General features: G+C 38.2%; 18 protein-coding genes. All 18 read right to left on the bottom strand.

Going from position 1 to position 20894, the window contains the following annotated elements:
• Position 1: 1 nt before the first annotated feature.
• The gene (gene miaB, locus ACJ004_RS02890) at positions 2 to 1546 is read right to left on the bottom strand and encodes a tRNA (N6-isopentenyl adenosine(37)-C2)-methylthiotransferase MiaB (protein ID WP_410891023.1); all 1545 of its coding nucleotides are present in this window, start codon (positions 1544 to 1546) and stop codon (positions 2 to 4) included.
• 181 nt (positions 1547 to 1727) lie between these two features.
• Positions 1728 to 2594, bottom strand: a complete 867-nt coding sequence (locus ACJ004_RS02885; RefSeq protein WP_410891022.1) for a 2-oxoacid:ferredoxin oxidoreductase subunit beta — start codon at positions 2592 to 2594, stop codon at positions 1728 to 1730.
• On the bottom strand, positions 2595 to 4331 hold the full coding sequence (locus tag ACJ004_RS02880; RefSeq protein WP_410891021.1) for a 2-oxoacid:acceptor oxidoreductase subunit alpha: 1737 nt from the start codon (positions 4329 to 4331) through the stop codon (positions 2595 to 2597).
• A gap of 485 nt (positions 4332 to 4816) precedes the next feature.
• A complete protein-coding gene (spoVS, locus tag ACJ004_RS02875; RefSeq protein WP_026566505.1) occupies positions 4817 to 5077 on the bottom strand; it encodes a stage V sporulation protein SpoVS in 261 nt (86 codons plus the stop codon).
• A 143-nt stretch (positions 5078 to 5220) separates the two neighbouring features.
• Positions 5221 to 6018 carry a TIGR00282 family metallophosphoesterase gene (locus ACJ004_RS02870; protein ID WP_410891268.1) on the bottom strand — a complete coding sequence of 266 codons (798 nt, stop codon included), beginning with the start codon at positions 6016 to 6018 and terminating at the stop codon, positions 5221 to 5223.
• A gap of 108 nt (positions 6019 to 6126) precedes the next feature.
• The gene (gene rny, locus ACJ004_RS02865) at positions 6127 to 7686 is read right to left on the bottom strand and encodes a ribonuclease Y (protein WP_410891020.1); all 1560 of its coding nucleotides are present in this window, start codon (positions 7684 to 7686) and stop codon (positions 6127 to 6129) included.
• Between the two features lie 286 nt (positions 7687 to 7972).
• Complete coding sequence (gene recA, locus ACJ004_RS02860) at positions 7973 to 9016, bottom strand: recombinase RecA (RefSeq protein ID WP_410891019.1); 1044 nt, start codon at positions 9014 to 9016, stop codon at positions 7973 to 7975.
• A 269-nt stretch (positions 9017 to 9285) separates the two neighbouring features.
• Complete coding sequence (locus tag ACJ004_RS02855) at positions 9286 to 10539, bottom strand: competence/damage-inducible protein A (protein ID WP_410891018.1); 1254 nt, start codon at positions 10537 to 10539, stop codon at positions 9286 to 9288.
• Between the two features lie 38 nt (positions 10540 to 10577).
• Positions 10578 to 11162 (bottom strand): CDP-diacylglycerol--glycerol-3-phosphate 3-phosphatidyltransferase, encoded by a 585-nt coding sequence (gene pgsA / locus ACJ004_RS02850; RefSeq protein ID WP_410891017.1) that lies wholly within the window; start codon positions 11160 to 11162, stop codon positions 10578 to 10580.
• Positions 11163 to 11213: 51 nt separating this feature from the next.
• Positions 11214 to 12119, bottom strand: a complete 906-nt coding sequence (locus ACJ004_RS02845; protein WP_410891016.1) for a helix-turn-helix domain-containing protein — start codon at positions 12117 to 12119, stop codon at positions 11214 to 11216.
• Positions 12120 to 12140: 21 nt separating this feature from the next.
• A complete protein-coding gene (locus tag ACJ004_RS02840; RefSeq protein WP_410891015.1) occupies positions 12141 to 12980 on the bottom strand; it encodes a DUF3388 domain-containing protein in 840 nt (279 codons plus the stop codon).
• A 119-nt stretch (positions 12981 to 13099) separates the two neighbouring features.
• The gene (locus ACJ004_RS02835) at positions 13100 to 13357 is read right to left on the bottom strand and encodes a DUF3243 domain-containing protein (protein WP_410891014.1); all 258 of its coding nucleotides are present in this window, start codon (positions 13355 to 13357) and stop codon (positions 13100 to 13102) included.
• Between the two features lie 79 nt (positions 13358 to 13436).
• Complete coding sequence (ymfI, locus tag ACJ004_RS02830) at positions 13437 to 14156, bottom strand: elongation factor P 5-aminopentanone reductase (RefSeq protein ID WP_410891013.1); 720 nt, start codon at positions 14154 to 14156, stop codon at positions 13437 to 13439.
• A gap of 71 nt (positions 14157 to 14227) precedes the next feature.
• Complete coding sequence (gene yfmH / locus ACJ004_RS02825) at positions 14228 to 15520, bottom strand: EF-P 5-aminopentanol modification-associated protein YfmH (protein WP_410891012.1); 1293 nt, start codon at positions 15518 to 15520, stop codon at positions 14228 to 14230.
• A gap of 1 nt (position 15521) precedes the next feature.
• Positions 15522 to 16802: an EF-P 5-aminopentanol modification-associated protein YfmF gene (gene yfmF / locus ACJ004_RS02820; RefSeq protein ID WP_410891011.1), complete on the bottom strand. Its 1281-nt coding sequence runs from the start codon at positions 16800 to 16802 to the stop codon at positions 15522 to 15524.
• Between the two features lie 384 nt (positions 16803 to 17186).
• Positions 17187 to 18146, bottom strand: coding sequence for an ABC transporter permease (locus ACJ004_RS02815; RefSeq protein ID WP_410891010.1), 960 nt, complete (start codon positions 18144 to 18146; stop codon positions 17187 to 17189).
• Between the two features lies 1 nt (position 18147).
• Positions 18148 to 19194 (bottom strand): ABC transporter permease, encoded by a 1047-nt coding sequence (locus ACJ004_RS02810; protein ID WP_410891009.1) that lies wholly within the window; start codon positions 19192 to 19194, stop codon positions 18148 to 18150.
• Positions 19187 to 20722: an ABC transporter ATP-binding protein gene (locus ACJ004_RS02805; protein ID WP_410891008.1), complete on the bottom strand. Its 1536-nt coding sequence runs from the start codon at positions 20720 to 20722 to the stop codon at positions 19187 to 19189. The genes ACJ004_RS02810 and ACJ004_RS02805 overlap by 8 nt, the downstream gene beginning before the upstream one ends.
• Between the last annotated feature and the right edge of the window lie 172 nt (positions 20723 to 20894).

Below are 20894 nucleotides of genomic sequence, written 5' to 3'. Positions count from 1 at the left end.
TTTACTTCACCTCTGCTGGTTCTAGTTCTTCCACCATTTCTCCGTTTAAAGACCATGTTCTTGCTTCTGTTATTTTCACTTTTACAATTTTGCCAATCGCTGATTTTGGTGCAGCAAAGTTTACAAGCTTGCTCCTAGAGGTGTAGCCTGCAAGAACATCAGGATTGTTCTTACTTTCCCCTTCAACAAGAACATCGACGATTAGTCCTTCATGCTTTTTCATTGCTTCTAATGAGAGCTCATTCACAAGAGCATTTAGGCGCTGTAGGCGAGCTTTCTTCACTTCCATCGGAACGTTATCCTCCATTTTAGCTGCTGGAGTACCTTCACGTGGTGAATAAATAAAGGTATATGCCAATTCATAACCGACTTCACGGTAGAGGGACATTGTTTCTTCAAACTGTTCGTCTGTTTCATTCGGGTAGCCCACAATAATATCAGTGGTTAATGCAACATTAGGAATCGCCGCTTTAATTTTTCTGACAAGTTCTAAATACTGTTCCCTTGTATACTTTCGGGCCATAATTTTTAACACATCAGTGGAACCTGATTGAACTGGTAAATGGATATGGTCCATTAAGTTTCCGCCTTTGGAAAGAACGTTAATTAAACGATCGTCAAAGTCACGCGGATGGCTAGTCGTAAAACGGATTCTTGGAATATCTATTTTTCGTAATTCATCCATCAGTTCACCAAGTCCATAAGAACCATCTTCTAAATCTTTTCCATAGGCATTTACATTTTGACCAAGTAACGTAACTTCTTGGTAACCCTGTGCGGCAAGATGACGTACTTCCTGAATAATTTCTTCTGGCCTGCGACTTCTTTCCTTCCCACGAGTAAAAGGTACGATACAGTAAGTACAGAATTTATCACAGCCGTACATGATATTTACCCATGCTTTAATTTTCCCACGGCGGACTTTTGGAAGGTTTTCAATAACATCCCCTTCTTTAGACCAAACTTCGACAACCATTTCCTTAGACATGTATGCTTCATTCAATATATATGGTAAACGGTGGATATTATGGGTACCAAAAATCATATCAACCTGATGGTAGGTTTTTAGAATTTTATTTACTACCGATTCTTCTTGAGACATACATCCACAAACACCAATAAGTAAGTCAGGCTTTTCTAATTTTAGTGACTTTAAATGACCTAGTTCACCAAACACTTTATTTTCAGCATTTTCTCTGATTGCACATGTATTTAATAGAATAACATTTGCATCCTCAGTACTGTCAGTGGGTTCATAGCCTAATGCTAAAAATATTCCAGCCATTACTTCTGTATCATGTTCATTCATTTGACAGCCATAGGTACGAATATAAAACTTTCGCCCTTCACCCATTCCACGGAATTTCTCTGGAATAGCAAAGTCATTTTGATACTTTACTTCTTCTTTTCCACGTTTCTTCGCTTCTTTCAAGGATGGTGCAGTAATCACTTGTTCAAAGTACTTGCTGTAATCCTTGGCGGATTTTTTGTCCGAAGAATTAACAGACTCGACTTGTGTACCTTCTAAACGTTGTTTTTCATTCATTTGTTCAAATACCCCTTTCTACCCATTTATCATTTCATCTATTAACTATTTAAGATTATCATTTGTGCAAAATTGTTGGGGACACCAGACATATCCACACATTATTATAGTATAAAGGTTTATTGACTTGAAAACAATAGAAAATCCCGTGTGCTAAAGCCACGGGATTTTCTAATTTATATTAAACAAATTCAGAAACTAATTTATCAAAATAATTTTGATCAAGGTTAAGGTCCGCCTTGGCTAATGGAGTTTCTGAGTAACCAGTGATTAATTCTTGATAAGACTTACGCTCAGTGTTTTGATAAATAAGTCCTGTAACAAGACCGTTATGTTTCATTAATGTCTGCATTGCTTCTTCACGATTTGAAGGATCATACCCTTCAATATCACTTAGTTTAGTTAGGTTTTCTTTAAACCAGTCATATGTGTTTACCTTATTATAAGTAACACAAGGACTGAAAACATTGATTAAAGAGAATCCTTTGTGTTTAATTCCCGCCTCAATTAAGGCTGTTAAATCTTTTAGGTCTGTAGAAAAACTTTGCGCTACAAATGTTGCTCCAACTGTTAATGCCATTTCCATTGGAGAAATGGATTGTTCAATTGAACCTAGCGGCGTGGATTTTGTCTTAAATCCTGCTGCTGAACGTGGAGATGTTTGCCCCTTTGTTAAACCATAGATTTGGTTATCCATTACGATATAAGTAATATCAAGATTACGACGAATGGCATGAACCGTATGACCCATTCCAATTGCATAACCGTCTCCGTCACCACCTGAAGCGATAACTGTTAAGTCACGATTAGCCATTTTAACACCTTGTGCGATTGGAAGTGAACGGCCATGAATCCCATGGAAACCATATGAATTAATATAACCAGAAATACGTCCTGAACAGCCGATTCCAGAAATAACAGCAAGGTTTTCTGGTTCTAAGCCTACATTCGCTGCCGCACGTTGCATAGCCGCTTGTACGGAGAAGTCGCCACAGCCAGGGCACCAGTTCGGTTTTACATTGTTTCGAAAGTCTTTAAAAGTGGCCATTTAGAACAACTCCTTACATTTTGTATATACTTCGTGTGGTAGGAACGGATTTCCGTCATATTTTAAATGCTTAGTGATTTTTTCTGCATGTCCAACATTCATTTTCATAATATTCGCTAATTGACCCGTTGCATTGTTTTCCACAACAATAACTTTCTTAGCAGAACGTACAAGTGGAAGAACTTCGTCTGTTGGGAATGGATGAATTAAACGGATATGTGCATGATTTACTTTTAAGCCATCATTCTCTAAACGTGTCATCGCTTCTTCAATTACACCGCGAGTTGAGTTAAAGCCTACAAATAAAACATCTGCTTCTTCATGCTTAATATTTTTATATACAGGTGTATCAAAGCGAATATTTTCGATTTTACGGAAACGCTTATCCATTTGTGCAATCCGGTTTACAGCGGATTCAGATGGTTTACCCGTTTCATCGTGTTCAACTCCTGTTACGTGATGGATACCATTTTTCATCCCAGGAATAACACGTGGAGAAACGCCATCTTCTGTTACTTCATAACGTTTAAAATATGCATTATTTTCGTTCGCAGGTATTTCTTCCGCTACTAATTTTCCACGTCTAATTTCAACTTTATCATATCTTAATGGTTCAACTGTTTGTTTCCCTAAGGATAATTGAAGATCAGATAAAATAATGACAGGACATTGATACTCTTCTGCTAAATTGAATGCTTCCGCTGTATCATAAAACGCTTCTTCAACTGTACTTGGAGCCATGACAATTTTCGGAATTTCACCATGTGTTCCATAGATCATTGCCATAAGGTCAGATTGCTCTTGTTTTGTTGGTAATCCTGTTGAAGGACCTCCGCGTTGCGTGTCAACAATTACAAGCGGCGTTTCAGTAATACCAGAAAGACCGATTGCTTCCATTTTTAATGATAGTCCAGGTCCAGCAGAAGCCGTAATCGTACGTACACCACCATAGTTCGCTCCAATGGCCATTGTACAAGCAGCAATTTCGTCTTCTGTTTGAATTACTGTACCACCTAGTGCAGGTAGCTTTTTAATCAAATATTCCATTATTTCAGATGCCGGTGTAATTGGGTATGCTGCCATAAAACGACATCCGCCTGCAATTGCTCCAAGAGCAATAGCGTCGTTTCCAATCATAAACATCCTTTTTTTGCCGTCAGCTTTTTCAAGCTCCATTGTTTGGACACCTGAAACAAGATTTTCTTTCATTTTTTCAAAGCCAGCTTTGATGGCATCCATATTTTTTGCAACGACTTGATCGCCTTTTTTGCCAAAAATCTCACGAACAACTACTTCAAATACATTAATATCTAAGTCTAAAACGGCAGATGTTGCACCGATTGCTACCATGTTTTTCATTAATGAAGTTCCAAGTTCAGTGGCAATTTCAGTAAATGGTACCGCATACAATGATGCTTCAGTGTCTTCTGGTTTCTTTGGCGTAAATTTTGCATCTGCAAGGATTACACCATTACTGTGAAGTTCTTTGTAATTTAAATCAATAGTTTCTTGGTCGAATGCTACCAGGATATCTAGGTCATCAGAAATAGAACGCACTTCTGTCGTACTTACTCTGATTTTATTATTCGTATGGCCTCCCTTAATACGTGAAGAAAAGTGACGATAACCATACAGGTAATATCCCAGGCGATTCAGTGCAATTGCAAAGATTTCCCCAGTACTTTCAATACCTTCCCCTTGTTGTCCTCCAACTTTCCATGAAAGTTGATTGATCATGACTTACACCCCTTTGGATATGTAAAAATTAAGTAGATTAAATTGATCCATTTTTAGTTTAGCACTATTCCGAGTATTTCACTAGAATTTAGCCTATAATTACAAATGGACTAAACACTGCAACCTAAGATATGTACTAAACGCTTACAATTCTAGACCTATGCACTAAAAAATGCAACCCTTTAAAGCAAAATATTGTCTAAAATATGAATATTTTTTTATAATTTGAAATATACTTTCAGGCGATAATATTGACCCTAAAAAAAGGATGATTTACCCCTATTATATGGCAGTTTTTCTTACATTTATTCTTCATACGAATATTTAATATTTTTATTCTAGAAATCATTTAAGTTTATCTTAGAATAATAAACTATTATCATTCAATCCGTTTTAAGCCCAAACCTAAAAAATACCTGCTTGTTTTACCAAGCAGGTAGGTAGAATAAATTTATTTTTGATGTTTTGTCAATAGTCTATCTCTTTCAACGCGGTTCTACAATTAGCTTGATAGCTGTGCGTTCTTCCCCGTCAATTAAAATATCGGTAAACGCAGGGATACAAATTAAATCAACTCCGCTAGGTGCTACAAATCCTCGAGCAATCGCTACTGCCTTAACGGCTTGATTCAATGCACCCGCCCCAATTGCCTGTATTTCCGCTGCACCTCTTTCACGCAGAACCCCGGCAAGCGCACCAGCTACAGAATTAGGATTAGATTTTGCTGAAACTTTTAATATATCCATTTCTAGCTCCTCCTTAGAAAATCCCGATCCCGCATGAGCAGTTTCATGAACAAATCAGGTTATAACATTCCACTGCTACTATATTCAGTTGTCAAAAAACATATTCCGGCTTGGACAAAAAAAAGAGCAATATGAATTTGCTCTTAAGAGTAAAACGGATGATCATCGTTAATTAAGATGGGTTGGATTTTTTTAGTAAAGCCAGTTTTACGATCCAATTCAATAACCACTGCACTTAGTTGATTTCTTCCTCCTGTAGCCACATCAAACCGTACGGGAAGACTCGTTAGGAATCTTTTAAGGACAGCTTCTCTCTCTACCCCCAGAATGCCATCATACGGCCCTGTCATGCCCACATCGGATAAATATCCTGTGCCATTCGGTAGAATTCGGCTATCGGCCGTCTGAACATGTGTATGTGTCCCGACTACTGCAGATACTCTACCATCCAAGTACCAGCCCATTGCCTGTTTCTCACTAGTTACTTCCGCATGAAAATCCACAAAAATATATGGTGTTCTCTCTCTGGCGATTTCAATTAGTTCATCCGCCTTTTTAAAAGGACAATCTAATGGTGCCATAAAAGTTCGTCCTTGTAGATTAATCACAGCAACTTCTAAATCATTTACTTTAAAAAATGCCATCCCTTTCCCAGGTGTTCCTTCAGGAAAATTTGCTGGTCTAACCATATTTTTGGCAGTTCCGATAAACTCAAAGATTTCGCGATTATCCCATGTGTGATTTCCAAGAGTTACGGCTTGTGCACCATACCCTAAAAATTCGCGATAGATTTTTTCTGTAATTCCCTTGCCACCTGCAGCATTTTCCCCATTAATAATAGTAAAATGAGGTCGATATTTTTCTTTTAATTTTGGCAGATATTCCTTCACCATGTCCCGGCCTGGTGAACCGACAACATCGCCGATAAAAAGTAGATTCATTATTAATCCTTTCATCAAGAAAATTGTTAATGTTTAAATTGTATCACATTCAGACTTCATTTAATCTGATAAGCACTCCAAAAAATAAAGCGGTGCATGCGCACCGCTTTATTTTGCATATTCAACAGCCCGTGTTTCACGGATAACTGTCACTTTAATGTGTCCAGGATAATCAAGTTCTTCCTCAATGCGCTTACGAATATCGCGAGCTAAACGGTGCGCAGCTAGATCATCGACCGAATCTGGTCTTACAATAATACGCACTTCACGTCCTGCCTGAATGGCAAAAGATTTCTCTACACCTTCATAAGATTCAGAGATCTCCTCTAACTTTTCAAGGCGGCGGATATAGTTTTCTAACGTCTCACTACGTGCACCTGGCCTTGCAGCTGATAAAGCATCTGCAGCGGCAACTAAAACGGCAATGATAGATGTCGGTTCTGTATCCCCATGATGAGATGCAATACTGTTAATTACTACCGGGTGTTCCTTGTATTTGGTTGCAAGTTCAACACCAATTTCTACATGGCTGCCTTCTACTTCATGGTCGATAGCTTTCCCAATATCATGAAGCAAACCAGCACGTCGTGCTAGTGTTTCATCTTGGCCCAATTCAGCGGCAAGTAATCCAGAAAGCTGTGCTACTTCCATTGAATGTTTTAAGACGTTTTGACCATAGCTCGTACGGAACTTCAAGCGGCCAAGAATTTTGATAAGATCTGGGTGAAGTCCATGAACACCCACTTCAAATGTGGTTTGCTCACCAACCTCCCGGATATACTCATCCACTTCGCGACGAGATTTTTCTACCATTTCCTCTATTCGTGCTGGATGGATACGCCCATCTTGAACTAACTTCTCAAGTGCTAAGCGAGCCGTTTCACGGCGAATAGGATCAAAACCTGATAGAATGACAGCTTCAGGAGTATCATCAATAATTAAATCAATTCCTGTTAACGTTTCTAGGGTACGAATATTTCTTCCTTCACGGCCAATGATACGGCCCTTCATTTCGTCATTTGGTAGGTTGACGACAGAGACAGTCGTTTCCGCAACATGGTCAGCAGCGCAACGCTGGATTGCTAGCGAAAGAATTTCCTTCGCTTTCTTGTCTGCTTCCTCTTTTGCACGATTTTCACTTTCCTTAATCATTATCGCAGTATCATGGGTCAATTCTTGCTCCAATCTGTCGATAATGATGGCTTTCGCTTCCTCGCGCGTTAAGCTTGAAATTCGTTCGAGTTCAGTTTGTTGTTTTCGTACCAACTCGTCCACTTTGCTTTCCATCTCTTCAATATGCTGTTGTCTTTGGTTTAGAGAATCATCCTTCTTTTCTAAAAGATTTTCACGCTTACTTAACGTTTCCTCTTTTCGATCTAAATTCTCTTCTCTTTGCAGTAAACGGTTTTCTTGTTTTTGCATTTCATTTCTTCGTTCACGAACCTCACGTTCTGCTTCTGTGCGAAGCTTGTGAATTTCATCCTTTGCTTCTAGCAAAGCTTCTTTTTTCAATGAATCAGCATCACGTTTCGCATCTTCAAGAATCTGCTCCGCAGCATTCTTTGCACCTGCTACTTTTGCTTCAGCAATGGATTTATGAACAAAATAGCCAACAACGGCACCGACGATAAGGCCAAGCAAAATGGAGATGATAGTAATTAAATCCAATCGTTACACCTCCTCTTGCTATGAACTTTTGTTACATTTTTTAAGTGTCGGCATGTACATTGTTTAGACTCAACATACAGCAAGCACCAAGGCTTTTTTCGAATTGTAATATTACCAAAAATGTAAAATATACATGTTAATTGTAAAGGGGGGAATATTCATTGTCAAGGCTTAGTCCTATAGGCTTTTTGAAATATTTAGAATAGGACATCATTTTATCAATAATTATCTTAGAATTGTCTTTTTTAAAAAAGAGCAAAACTATAAATAGTTTTGCTCTACTAAATTAGTCAATTAATTCAAATTGATCATCATCGTCTGTTTCAGTTACGAATTTTTCACCGTCTAAACCATAATGTTCACGGATTTTTGTTTGAATCTGGAGACGAATATCAGGGTTTTCCTTTAAGTACAGCTTTGCATTTTCACGGCCTTGACCAATTCTTATATCGTTATAAGAATACCATGAGCCGCTCTTTTGTACGATATCTAATTCGGAGCCTAGATCAACAATTTCGCCTTCCTTAGAAATCCCTTCACCATACATAATATCTACCTCGGCAGTACGGAATGGCGGAGCAACCTTATTCTTTACGATTTTAATTTTGGTTTTATTCCCCACAATGTCAGTTCCTTGCTTCAAAGCTTCAGCACGGCGGACTTCAAGACGGACTGTTGAATAAAACTTTAGTGCACGACCACCAGGTGTGGTTTCAGGGTTCCCAAACATAACGCCAATCTTTTCACGGATTTGGTTAATAAAGATAGCGATTGTCTTGGATTTGTTGATGGCGCCAGATAGTTTACGAAGGGCTTGGGACATCAGACGTGCTTGTAAACCAACGTGCGAATCTCCCATTTCCCCTTCAATTTCCGCTTTTGGAACTAATGCAGCTACTGAGTCAACGACAAGAATATCAATGGCGCCGCTTCGCACTAATGCTTCAGCAATTTCAAGCGCTTGTTCGCCAGTATCAGGCTGTGATAATAATAACTCATCAATGTTAACACCCAATTTTTGGGCATACGCTGGGTCAAGGGCATGTTCAGCATCAATAAATGCTGCTTGTCCACCATTTGCTTGGACTTCAGCAATCGCATGCAAAGCAACCGTTGTTTTACCAGAGCTCTCAGGACCATAAACTTCGATAATACGGCCTCTAGGATAACCACCCACTCCAAGTGCTGCATCAAGTGCTAAAGAGCCACTCGGACTTGTTAAAATTTTCGTATCGGTTTTCTCTCCCATCTTCATGATAGAACCTTTACCGAATTGCTTTTCTATTTGCTTTAACGCCATTTCTAAGGCCGCTTTACGATCATTACTCACGAATCATTTCCTCCCTTATATATAAACACAAGCTAATTGCTATAATCTATTAAATTAATACCTATTAATAATATAACCGCTTTTCGGATATTTGTCGAGCAAAAAAACGAACATTCATTCGTTTATTTTCAAAACAATATTAATGCAATAAAAGGATCTTTGCCCTGCTTTTTGTATATTTTGGCATTTTTTTAGTCCGATAATGTTAATTTCGTTTATTGTCAGACTTTTTTCTAACCTTGGGTTTTACAAAAAAAAATCACAGAATACTAATTAGCATTCTGTGACTCTTTTATTGTGCGAAGAAGAAAATAACATCCAAATTTGACAGCACGGTTTCGGTTGGCTTCCCTGGTTCCGCCAAGGATAAGCTTTTCGACGATAGTCGGCCTCCCCTTCTTGGCAATCCCAATATATACAGTGCCGACCGGCTTGCCTTCAAGCTCTTCTGGACCAGCTACACCTGTAAAACTAATCCCAAAATCAGTATTAAATATTTTTGAGGCATTTTCAGCCAACTCTCTCGCACATTGTTCGCTTACAGCCCCATGAGTTTCAAGCGTTTCTTGCCGCACCTGTAATAGCTGCTGTTTCACATCATTGGAATAGCAGACAACTCCACCATTAAAAACTGAACTTGCGCCTGAAATGGCGGTAAGCTCCTGTTGGAACAGTCCCCCTGTTAAACTTTCAGCTGCGGTAACTGTTAATTTTTTCGTCTTTAAAGCCTTTAGTACTTCTTCTATAAGCGAGGTATTATCATATCCATATAAAAATTCACCGACACGCTGGTTAATCGTATTTTCCATTTCATCGAGCAGTTCCTTGGCCTTTTTTTCGTCCAAATGCTTTGCCGTCAGCCTCAAAGTAACTTCCCCATCGCCGGCAAGCGGGGCAATCGTTGGATTGCTTTGGACATCAATCAAATCCATTATTTCAGTTTCCAATGCCGCTTCACCAATTCCAAAAAACCTTAATACCCTTGAGACAATAATCTCCTTGTCCATGGTCACATTTGAAAGTGCCTGAGACCCATATTGGTTAAACATCGGCTCTAGTTCCTTTGGAGGCCCAGGAAGAAGCATATAGGTATGACCGTTGGATTCCACAACCATGCCAGGAGCCATCCCATGATCATTTGGGAGAATATAAGCCCCTTCTAAAACGAGAGCCTGTTTTCGGTTATTTTCTGTCATTACTCGGTTGGTCCGTTGAAAATAAAATTCAATCGAGGCTAACGCATCTTGATCAATAACTAGTTCTTTTCCTAGGTGCCGAGCGATTGTTTCCTTCGTTAAATCATCCTTTGTTGGTCCAAGGCCGCCAGTAAAGATAATCAGATCTGCTCGATTCTCAGCTATTTCAATAGCCGACTTTAATCGATCTGAATTATCACCAACAACCGTGTGAAAATAAACATTAATTCCAAGGCCAGCCAATTGCTGAGACAAAAATCGTGCATTCGTATTCACAATCTGACCGAGCAATAATTCCGAACCAACGGCAATAATCTCAGCATTCATAGAAACTCATCTTCCTTTACTTCAGAGTAGTTTTACAATTACTTTGAATTTTTGAGGACATGACTATTTTTAGCGAAATAATCCCATCCAGACCAGATTGTAAAAATTAACGCCACCCACAATGCCACGATATCAAACCGAAACGGGATCATTGCAAACAGAATATTATGTAATAAAAGCGATGAAATGGCGACGATTTGCGCCCAAGTTTTAACTTTGCCAAGCATATTAGCTGCCACAACTTCGCCTTCACCTGCAAGCAAGAGTCGTAAACCAGTTACCGCAAACTCCCTGCTAATAATAATAATCACTATCCATGAAGGTGCATAAACATCATTCAGTTCAACAAGAACAATCAATGCGGCTGAGACTAGTAATTTGTCAGCAAGAGGGTCAAGAAATTTCCCCATATTGGTCACAAGGTTATATTTTCGGGCATAATGACCATCTACCCAGTCAGTTGCTGAGGCTAAAATGAAAATCAAGGCCCCGACAAAATGGGTAACTGGAAGGTCTGTCCCAAGAAGATGCATATCGCCCCAATCAAATGGAGCAAGCATAATAATCAAGAATATTGGGATTAATAATATTCTTGATACAGTTATTCTATTCGGAATATTCATAGTTTTCCTCCGTCTTATTATTAAAAGCGAAAAATAGTCATCAACAGATGACTATTCGTTTTTCAGAACATGTTGAATTGTTATGTTCTGAACATTTGCAGTCGCTGGCACTGCATACTCAAGCTTTTGATCATTAACATAGATTTCAGTATCAGCAGCATTACCTACTCTAATAACAGCCGTGCTCTCTGCTGATAAATCTTCTATTTGGCTCTCGGTACCGCTGGTTTTAAGTGTTCCTTGGAAAAAGGACTTCCCTTTTCCATTTTTAATACTAACCCAGGTCTGCCCTTTAGAAACCAATTTTACGACAAATTTGTCGGCATTTTTTAATTCATAGGTGGAATTCCTGCCGCTGCTTTGAACGGCGGTAATTTCTTGTTTTGGTGTTTCATCAACAGTTGTTTGTTGCTCTTCTTCCTGTTGTTGATTATCCTTCTTTTCATCAGTGGTGTTTGTCGTATTCTCTTTAGCGTCTGCCTTTTCTTTTTCAAGATTCTCCGATTTCACAATTTTAACCCGTTCAGTTTCTTTGTTAATGGATTCATTTGTATTATCCCCTGCATGTTTATATACAAAGTAATATAACAGGCTGGCAACCCCGATCACAAAAACTCCAATTAAGATTTTAGGAAGAATATCAAAAATTTTCGAATTAGTTTCTGAAATCGCTTTATGAGTTTTCACTCTTGACAATTGCTGAGGCAAATCATCGTTATAGCTGGCAGGAATTTCACCTTTATAGGTTTCAAAAATTTCATCAGGATTAAGACTCAGTGCCTCTGCATACTGTTTAATAAATGCCCGAACATAAAAATTCCCGGGCATGCTTGCATAATTTCCCTCTTCAATACCAATTAAATAACGCTTTTGAATTTTCGTCATGGATTGTAAATCATCCAAGCTCAATCCTTTAGCTACTCGGGCTTCTTTTAGTCGATTCCCTAATTCAGTCACCTGTTAACACCTTCCAATTTACTAAAAATCAAAATCTCCAAAATCAGATCCGGAGAACATGTTATTATGGTCAACAACCTCATATGTAATCTCTTCTTCCGCGTCATTCCTGAGCTCAATAATATAATCAAAATCTTCCAGTGTGTATTCAGAATTTTGTATGAAGATATCAGGATGCTCGATTACTTTTACGGACGGAAGTCGCATGATTTCACGAACTAGCTGCCAATGACGCTCATTAGCGCGTCTGGTAGAAACAATTCCATCGAGAATAAATAGATTATTTTCGTTATATTCATCTTCAATTAATTGATTCCGGATGGTTTGTTTTAACAGCGTAGAGGAAACAAATAACCAGCGTTTATTTGCACAAACACTTGCAGCTACCAGAGATTCTGTTTTTCCAACGCGCGGCATTCCGCGAATACCGATTAGCTTATGCCCCTCTTGCTTAAATAATTCTGCCATAAAATCAACTAATAAGCCAAGTTCGTCCCTTACAAAACGGAAGGTTTTTTTATCATCCGCATCTCTTTGAATATAACGTCCGTGTCTAACTGCAAGCCTGTCTCGCAGTTTTGGTTCTCTAAGTTTAATTAGTTTTATTGTGTCCATAGTATGTAAAATTGACTCAAGTCGTTTAATTTGATCATCATCTTTTGCTAAAATGAGTAATCCGCGTCGACCCTCATCAACACCATTAATTGTGACAATGTTAATAGAAAGCATACCCAACAAGGATGAAATATCCCCTAGTAGACCTGGTCGATTTTTTTGTATTTCATATTCTAAATACCATTCTTTTTTCAAGCTATAAACCTCCTTTAAAGAAGTTTCGACATTTTTTTTACAATTCCTCATCTAACCCCTATAATAAATGATTTTGAATGAAGATGAAAGTAAAAACAAAGATATTCCTTACATTAAAGAAGATTCTGTATTTGATGCATGCAAAAAGAGAGGAGAAAGCCTCCTCTCTTTTAGCGACTGCCGTTATTTTGAATCAATTTTACCATGATATTTGCAATAGCTTGTTGTTCTTCTTTATCTGCAACTGACCAAAGATCAGCAAGAATTCTTTCCTGTTCATTTTTTGGCTCTACTTGATTTGATAAGTAGTCCCCAATTTGAAACGCAAGAGTATTAATGGCCCCTTCACTCATACCTTCATCTTTTGCATGATTAAGACGATCGGCTAAAAAGTCTTCCCACTGTTTCCAGTTATCTAATACAGACATGTTTTTTCCCTCCTTTAATTTTGTACAAGATTATTTTGCGATGAAGTGAGGGGAACTATGCATTGTTACTTTTGATTTTTTAGGTATACCACCCACCATTTATTGCAAGGACTTGTCCTGTTATGTAGGATGACTCATCAGAAAGCAAGAAACCAACACTTCTCGCTATTTCTTCTGGCTTGCCCATCCTTCCCATGGGGATCTCATAAATAATCTGGTCTACTTCTTCTTGTGTAAAACCTTCCATCATGGGCGTCGAGATAGCTCCAGCGGCAATGGCATTCACTCGAATTCCATTCATGGCTACCTCTTTACTTAATGCTTTTACAAATGCGATTTGTGCACCCTTGACTGTAGAATAGGCCACCTCACAAGATGCACCTGTTTGACCCCAAATGGAAGTAATCAAAACAATACTTCCTTTTCCTTTAGTAAGTAATTTAGGGAGAAGTTCTTTTGTAAGCATGATTGGAGTTAATACATGAACATTCAATAATGCTTCAGCTTCTGATTGTTGTAAATCAACTAGAAGCCCATATTGACTTTGTCCCCCGCAATGAATAATTGCATCTAACGAAAATATTTCTGAAAAAACCTTTTTATACCCACTAGGATCAGCCAAATTTGCTTGAATAGGTATATATTCCCCACCGAAGGGCTTCAGTTGATTTATTAATCCTCTAATTGCTTGTTCATTGTTATTATAATGAAGATACAAATGATAACCTTTTTCTGCTAGGTTATATGCAATCGCTTGCCCGATTCCACCACTTGCCCCAGTTATTAATGCGTATTTCATTTATTTCCCACTCTCTCTAATTGAAAACTTTTACGAAGAAAAAGCGCCGAGTCTCCGACGCTTTCAGGTATTTATTTTTTCTTAGGAACCACTTGGCATACAGAAAAACGCTCTTCTGAAATAATCTCGGACGCAAGTGACTGAACATCGTTTAAGGTGATTTTTTCAAGTGTTGGTACAACATCAAACAAGTTCATATCATTAAAAGCATAGCGGGTAAATTGATTAGCAATATATTCAGGTGAGTTTACTGCCCTCAGAAATGCACCAATCTTTTTCCTTTTCGCTCTTTCTAATTGGTCTTCGTTAAATACAGATTGATTTTTTGCTTCAAGGAGCATTTTTTCAAGTGTATCTGCCAGCTTATCAGGTTCGCCTGTATCCCCGCCAATCATAGCAAATCCAAAACCTTGTTCTTGTGTATAGTCGAAAGAAAAAGTTTCATCAATCAATCCATCATTATAGAGTTGATTGTAATTTTCTGAGCTTTTCCCAAATAATAGATCCAATAACACATTCATGGTTAATTCATTTTTAAGCATTTCGTTTCCACTTTGATCGATATGAAGTGCTTTAATTCCTAGTAAACATTTTGATGTTTGCACATTCATTTCTAGGACCTGTTTTTTTTCAGCTGCCTCTATAGGCTCATTTTCAAATTTACGCTTAATCTCAGGCATGTCTTTGTATTCTTTTTTAGCTTGGTTTTCTTTTACTTGGTTCATGAAACTGTCTGGGTCAACAGGGCCAACAATAAATAGGAGCATATTACTCGGATGATAGAAGGTGTTATAGCATTCATAAAGCCAATCTTTTGTGATATGTGAAATAGATTCAATTGTACCAGCTATATCGATTTTAACGGGATGGTTCTGGTATAAATTTTGAATCAATCCAAAGTATAAACGCCAATCGGCATTATCATCGTACATGGTTATTTCTTGCCCAATAATTCCTTTTTCTTTTTCAACGGTTTTTTCAGAAAAATAAGGGTCTTGAACAAAATCAATTAATGTTTCAAGATTTTTTTCTACATCAGACGTGCTTGAAAATAAATAGGCCGTCCGTGTAAACGAAGTAAATGCATTCGCAGATGCACCTTGGCGGCTAAATTGCTGAAAAACATCACCATCTTCTTTTTCAAACAACTTATGCTCTAAAAAATGGGCAATTCCATCAGGGACTTTGACGTACTCTTCTTTTCCAAAAGGAACAAAGGTATTATCGACAGAACCATATTTTGTCGTAAAAGTTGCAAAGGTTTTATTAAATCCTTTTTTCGGTAAGATATAAACATTTAGACCATTGGGTAATTTTTCATGATAGAGCTCTTCCTGAAGCTGGTCAAAAGTAATTTTCTCCATTTTATTTGCCCGCCTCCGTTCCAGTTAAAAAGTAGATGGTATCCATTTCGATTTTTTTCGCAACTGCGATAATTTCTTCTTTCGTTACTTTTTGCATTTCTTGAAGCCATGTATCAAGATTAATATTTGCATCGGCCACAACATTATGATAAAGAATTTCCGTTAATCCTCTAGAAGTGTCAATCGTTTCTAGTATTTGATTTTGAATGACTGCCTTTGTTTGGCTTAGCTCCTGATCTGTGAAATCTCCATTTTTCATCGCCTCTAATTGATCATGAATAATTCCAACAGCCTGATCATAATTCTTTAAATCAATCCCTGACATAACCATCATTAATCCTTTATGACTTTCAAGACGGCTGGCTGCATAATAGGCTAGACTTGCTTTTTCACGGACATTAATAAATAATTTGGAATGCGAAAACCCGCCAAAAATACCATTAAACACTTGTAAGGCAAAATAATCGGGGGCACCATAGATAATATTCGTACGATATCCGATGTTTAATTTTCCTTGTTTTACATCTTGCTGCTCTTTTACTTCATTTACTTGTCGATTACTGTTTCCCTCTTGTTGTCCTAACTTTTTTGGTGTTCTATCCTCAAAATGTAGTAGGTCAGCAGCAAATTGCTTTACCTCTTCTTCATTAACGTCGCCGATAATATATAAATCCATTTCATCATTTAAAAATGCACTTTGATAATATTCATATAAATTTTCAGGTGTAATGGCATCTACATCTGCTGCATCTCCGTTTACTTCTAAGGCATATGGCTCGCCCTTACACATTTCTTGAATCAGGCGGACATTCGAGTAGCGCATCTTATCATCAAAAACAGATTGGATTCGTTGTTTGAGGGTCCGCTTCTCTTTTTCAATGGTTTCCCTGTCAAATGCATTACCTTTACTATTTGGGTTGGTTAATATTTCGGTTAACAATTCAAACCCTTTTTTTAATAATGGGCTTGGATCACTTAGAAATTTTTCGTTGGCAATTTCTATTGAAAAACTCATAATGTGGTATTCACCTTTTTTTGATAGGTCAACAAAAAGGGTTGCGCCATATAACTCATCAAGATAGGAGCGAAGCGCTGTGGTTGTAGAATATTTTGCTGAACTGCTTTGCAATACTTGTGGAAGAAGTGCCCGTTTGGTTACATCTTCTTTTGTAAGAGGGGCTTTCATTTTCCAAATCAAAGTATTCGTTTTATATTTTTCTGTCGGGATCACATGAAGTCTATATCCCTTAAGTTGGATTATCTTTTCTGTTGCAGTGGCCATTTACATTCCTCCTTAGCTGGTCAAGGTCATACTTAACTATATGTAAACATTTTTCTTTATATCTTTTCCTTTGCAATAAAACCCTATACTTATTACTATAATTTGACATGCTTGGTCATTACAAGCAAATACACTTTTATTTTATTGGCTCTGTTACACTTGCCTGTTGATTTCCGCTCCAGGCGCTTCGCTTTCCGCGGGCAGTCCGGGGAGCCTCCTCGTCGCTGCGCTCCTGCGGGGTCTCCTCTGCCCCGTCCTCCCGCAGGAGTCTTCGCGATTCCACTCCAATCAACAGGGTGCCAAAATCATTAATAAGCTATAAGATACTCTAATAAAACGAACCCCTGGAACTATAACCAGGGGTTCTACATTGTATCAATGATTTTATCTACTACCTTTAATATAATGTGTACCAGATGCTTTTGGTGCATCGGCACGACCAATGAATCCAGTTAGAGCTAATATTGTTAACACGTAAGGAGCAATTAACAAATAGACATTCGGAATTTCTTTTAAGAAAGGTAAACTTGAGCCAATAATACTGATACTTTGAGCGAAACCAAAGAATATTGCAGCACCTAGTGCGCCAAGTGGATGCCATTTACCGAATATCATTGCCGCTAACGCCATGAAACCTTGACCACTAATCGTGGAGTGACTGAAGTTAGACGTAATCGATTGTGCATAAACTCCTCCGCCTAGACCACCTAGGGCTCCAGAAAGAATAACGCCTAAATAACGCATTTTTGTAACATTAATCCCCATTGTATCAGCTGCCATTGGATGTTCACCAACGGAGCGAAGTCGAAGACCAAATGGTGTTTTGAAAACAATATACCAAACTATAATAGCAACAAGGATGGCAACGAAAGACGTCCAATACGTATTTTGGAAAAAGATTTTACCTATTACAGGAATATCCTTCAAAACTGGGACATCAATTTTGCTAAAACCTTTACTGATGATTCCCGTTTCACCTTTATCATAAATAAGCTTTACAAGAAACAGAGTAAGTCCTGTTGCAAGTAAGTTAATGGCAACACCGGATACCGTATGGTCCGCACGGAAGGTAATTGATGCAACCGCGTGAAGGATGGAGAACAATGCTCCTGCTACCATTGCTACTAATAATGCGATCCACGGCGTAGCACTCCCAAATGTATCAAATGTAGTTAAGTTAAAGACAATCGCAGAAAATGCGCCTATTACCATTAATCCTTCAAGTCCAATATTTACTACCCCGGAACGCTCCGAGAATATACCGCCTAATGCAGTGAAGACAAGAGGAGCAGCCCATAATAAAGTGGATGGAACAAGAATAATTAAAATATCCATTAAACTCAACTTACTTCACCTCCTTCTTACTGAATCGGTCAAGAAATACTCTTATTATATAGCTTGATGCAACAAAGAATACGATTAACGCAATGATGATATCTACTAATTCATTTGGTACTCCAGCTTCAAGTGGCATGTTCAATGCTCCGACTTTTAGAACACCAAATAATATTGCGGAGAAAAACACACCTAATGCCGTATTACCACCAAGTAACGCAACAGCAATTCCGTCGAAACCAACACCTGAGAATCCACCTTTAACAGCAGCGTATTCAAATGTACCTAGACCTTCCATAGCACCTGCCAAACCAGCAAATGCGCCGGAAATAACCATGGAAAGAATAATATTTTTATTAACATTCATTCCTGCATATTGTGCGGCATGTTGGTTAAAACCAACTGATCTTAATTCAAATCCTCTGGTTGTCCGTTCTAATAAGAACCACATAATAAAACAAGAAATAATAGCAATAAGAATTCCCCAGTGAAGCCGCGAATAATCAGTAATACTTTCTAAAAACCCAGAACGTAATGTTGCGGATTTATGAATAGGGCCTGAATTGTCGCCATGATCTGTGATTACATTACGAATTAGATAATTGGATACATGTAAGGCAACGTAGTTCATCATGATGGTAACAATTACTTCATGGACACGGAAACGTGCTTTTAATAAACCAGGAATAAATGCCCAAAGCGCACCTGCAGCAATGGCTGCTAAGATGGCAAGTGGTAAATGAATAACACGCGGCAGGTCAAAGGCTACTCCAACCCATACCGCTGCAAGCCAGCCCATTAAGAATTGTCCCTCAACCCCGATATTAAATAAGCCTACTCGGAAAGCAAAAGCAACTGCTAATCCGGCAAGAATATAGGGAGTAAACTGTCTAATTACTTCCCCAATATAATAAATTTCTCCAAATGCCCCATTCCACAGTGCAGTGTAGGCAGCAACCGGATTGTAACCACTAAATAACATGATAATTGTTCCAACAAGGATACCTAGCAATACAGCAATTATTGGTGTTAGAATACTTTTTAAGCGTTTAGACATTTGTTGATTCACCCGCTTCCTTTCTATTCGATCCAGCCATCAACAATCCAAGCTCCTGCTCAGTTGTTTCCTTCGGATTAACGACAGCTACGATTTTTCCCTCATATATAACCGCAATCCGGTCACTTACATTCATAATTTCATCTAATTCAAAGGATACAAGCAAGACACCCTTACCATTATCACGTTGCTCGATTAGGCGTTTATGAATGAATTCAATGGCTCCAACATCCAGTCCACGAGTTGGCTGAGCAGCTATCAATAAGTCCGGGTTTCGATCAACTTCACGGCCAATGATGGCTTTTTGCTGATTTCCTCCTGATAGAGCACGCGCCAAAGTATATTCACTTGGTGTACGTACATCAAACTCACTAATTAAGGTTTTTGCCTTTTTATAAATTTCACCGAAGTTTAAAATTCCATTTTTGGAGAATGGCTTCTTATTATAAGTTTGTAAAACCATATTCTCACCAATTGGGAAGTTCAAAACTAACCCATGCTTGTGACGGTCCTGTGGAATATGACCTACACCCGATTCGGTAATTTGTCTTGGTGTATGGTTGATTAATTCTTTTCCATATAATTTGACACTGCCACTATCAGCTTTACGTAAACCGGTAATGGCTTCAATAAATTCCGATTGTCCATTACCATCGACACCAGCGATTCCAACGATCTCACCAGCACGTACAGTAAGATTTAATCCATTAACAACTGTGACACCACGAGTGTCTTTTACAACCAAATCCTTAATTTCAAGAACTTCTTGTTTTGGAGTTGCTTCTTTTTTATCGGTTTTAAAGACAACTTCTCGGCCTACCATTAAACTAGCTAGCTCATTAGGGTTTGTTTCGCTAACAGTTACCGTGCCAATCCCCTTACCTTTACGAATAACGGTACAGCGGTCAGATACTTCCATAATTTCTTTAAGTTTATGGGTAATGAGAATAATAGATTTACCTTCTTTTATAAGCGTTTTCATAATTTGAATTAACTCTTTAATTTCTTGTGGTGTAAGCACCGCTGTAGGCTCATCAAAAATGAGAATTTCTGCCCCGCGATAAAGTGTTTTTAAGATTTCCACACGTTGTTGCATTCCCACGGAAATATCGGAAATTTTAGCCTGAGGATCAACAGATAATCCGTAACGCTCTGAAATTTCACGAACTTGCTGTTCAGCTTTTTTAATGTCGATTTTCCCAGCAGAAGTAATTTCTCTACCTAGAATAATATTTTCGGTAACTGTAAATGTGTCAACAAGCATGAAGTGTTGATGGACCATTCCAATTCCTAGGTCGTTTGCGATATTTGGGTTTGAAATGTTAACAGGTTTCCCTTTAACACGAATTTCCCCTTGTTCTGGTTGATAAAGACCAAAGAGAACATTCATCAAAGTGGATTTTCCTGCACCATTTTCTCCAAGCAAAGCATGGATTTCACCCTTTTTTAATTGAAGGGTTATGTTATCATTCGCAACGAAGCCATTAAACTCTTTACGGATGTTAAGCATTTCAATTACATATTCCATCTTTTCTCACTCCCTGTGATAAGGTAAAAGGAAAAATTGACCAATAGTAGTAAGAGGTCAGACCTTTCCGAATTTTAAAAAAAACAGGGAATTCCTCCCCACTGTAATCCTAAATGAAAAGTAGAATGCATATTCTACGCTTCAGTTAAAATTCATTAGAATGGAATAAGCG

It is taken from the genome of Neobacillus sp. 204 (assembly GCF_046562815.1).
Lineage (GTDB): Bacteria > Bacillota > Bacilli > Bacillales > Cytobacillaceae > Neobacillus.
This window is presented reverse-complemented; position numbering and strand designations above follow the sequence as displayed.

Excerpts from the sequence above, each read along its gene's own strand:
- ACJ004_RS02835 (WP_410891014.1), bottom strand. The coding sequence starts at position 13,357 with ATGTCTGTATTAGATAACTGGAAACAGTGGGAAGACTTTTTAGCCGAT.
- yfmH (WP_410891012.1), bottom strand. The coding sequence starts at position 15,520 with ATGGAGAAAATTACTTTTGACCAGCTTCAGGAAGAGCTCTATCATGAA.
- ACJ004_RS02805 (WP_410891008.1), bottom strand. The coding sequence starts at position 20,722 with ATGGAATATGTAATTGAAATGCTTAACATCCGTAAAGAGTTTAATGGC.
- ACJ004_RS02885 (WP_410891022.1), bottom strand. The coding sequence starts at position 2,594 with ATGGCCACTTTTAAAGACTTTCGAAACAATGTAAAACCGAACTGGTGC.
- ACJ004_RS02855 (WP_410891018.1), bottom strand. The coding sequence starts at position 10,539 with ATGAATGCTGAGATTATTGCCGTTGGTTCGGAATTATTGCTCGGTCAG.
- ACJ004_RS02810 (WP_410891009.1), bottom strand. The coding sequence starts at position 19,194 with ATGTCTAAACGCTTAAAAAGTATTCTAACACCAATAATTGCTGTATTG.
- ymfI (WP_410891013.1), bottom strand. The coding sequence starts at position 14,156 with ATGAAATACGCATTAATAACTGGGGCAAGTGGTGGAATCGGGCAAGCG.
- ACJ004_RS02870 (WP_410891268.1), bottom strand. The coding sequence starts at position 6,018 with ATGAATCTACTTTTTATCGGCGATGTTGTCGGTTCACCAGGCCGGGAC.
- miaB (WP_410891023.1), bottom strand. The coding sequence starts at position 1,546 with ATGAATGAAAAACAACGTTTAGAAGGTACACAAGTCGAGTCTGTTAAT.
- ACJ004_RS02840 (WP_410891015.1), bottom strand. The coding sequence starts at position 12,980 with ATGAGGAATTGTAAAAAAAATGTCGAAACTTCTTTAAAGGAGGTTTAT.
- ACJ004_RS02880 (WP_410891021.1), bottom strand. The coding sequence starts at position 4,331 with ATGATCAATCAACTTTCATGGAAAGTTGGAGGACAACAAGGGGAAGGT.
- pgsA (WP_410891017.1), bottom strand. The coding sequence starts at position 11,162 with ATGAATATTCCGAATAGAATAACTGTATCAAGAATATTATTAATCCCA.
- yfmF (WP_410891011.1), bottom strand. The coding sequence starts at position 16,802 with ATGGCCACTGCAACAGAAAAGATAATCCAACTTAAGGGATATAGACTT.
- spoVS (WP_026566505.1), bottom strand. The coding sequence starts at position 5,077 with ATGGATATATTAAAAGTTTCAGCAAAATCTAATCCTAATTCTGTAGCT.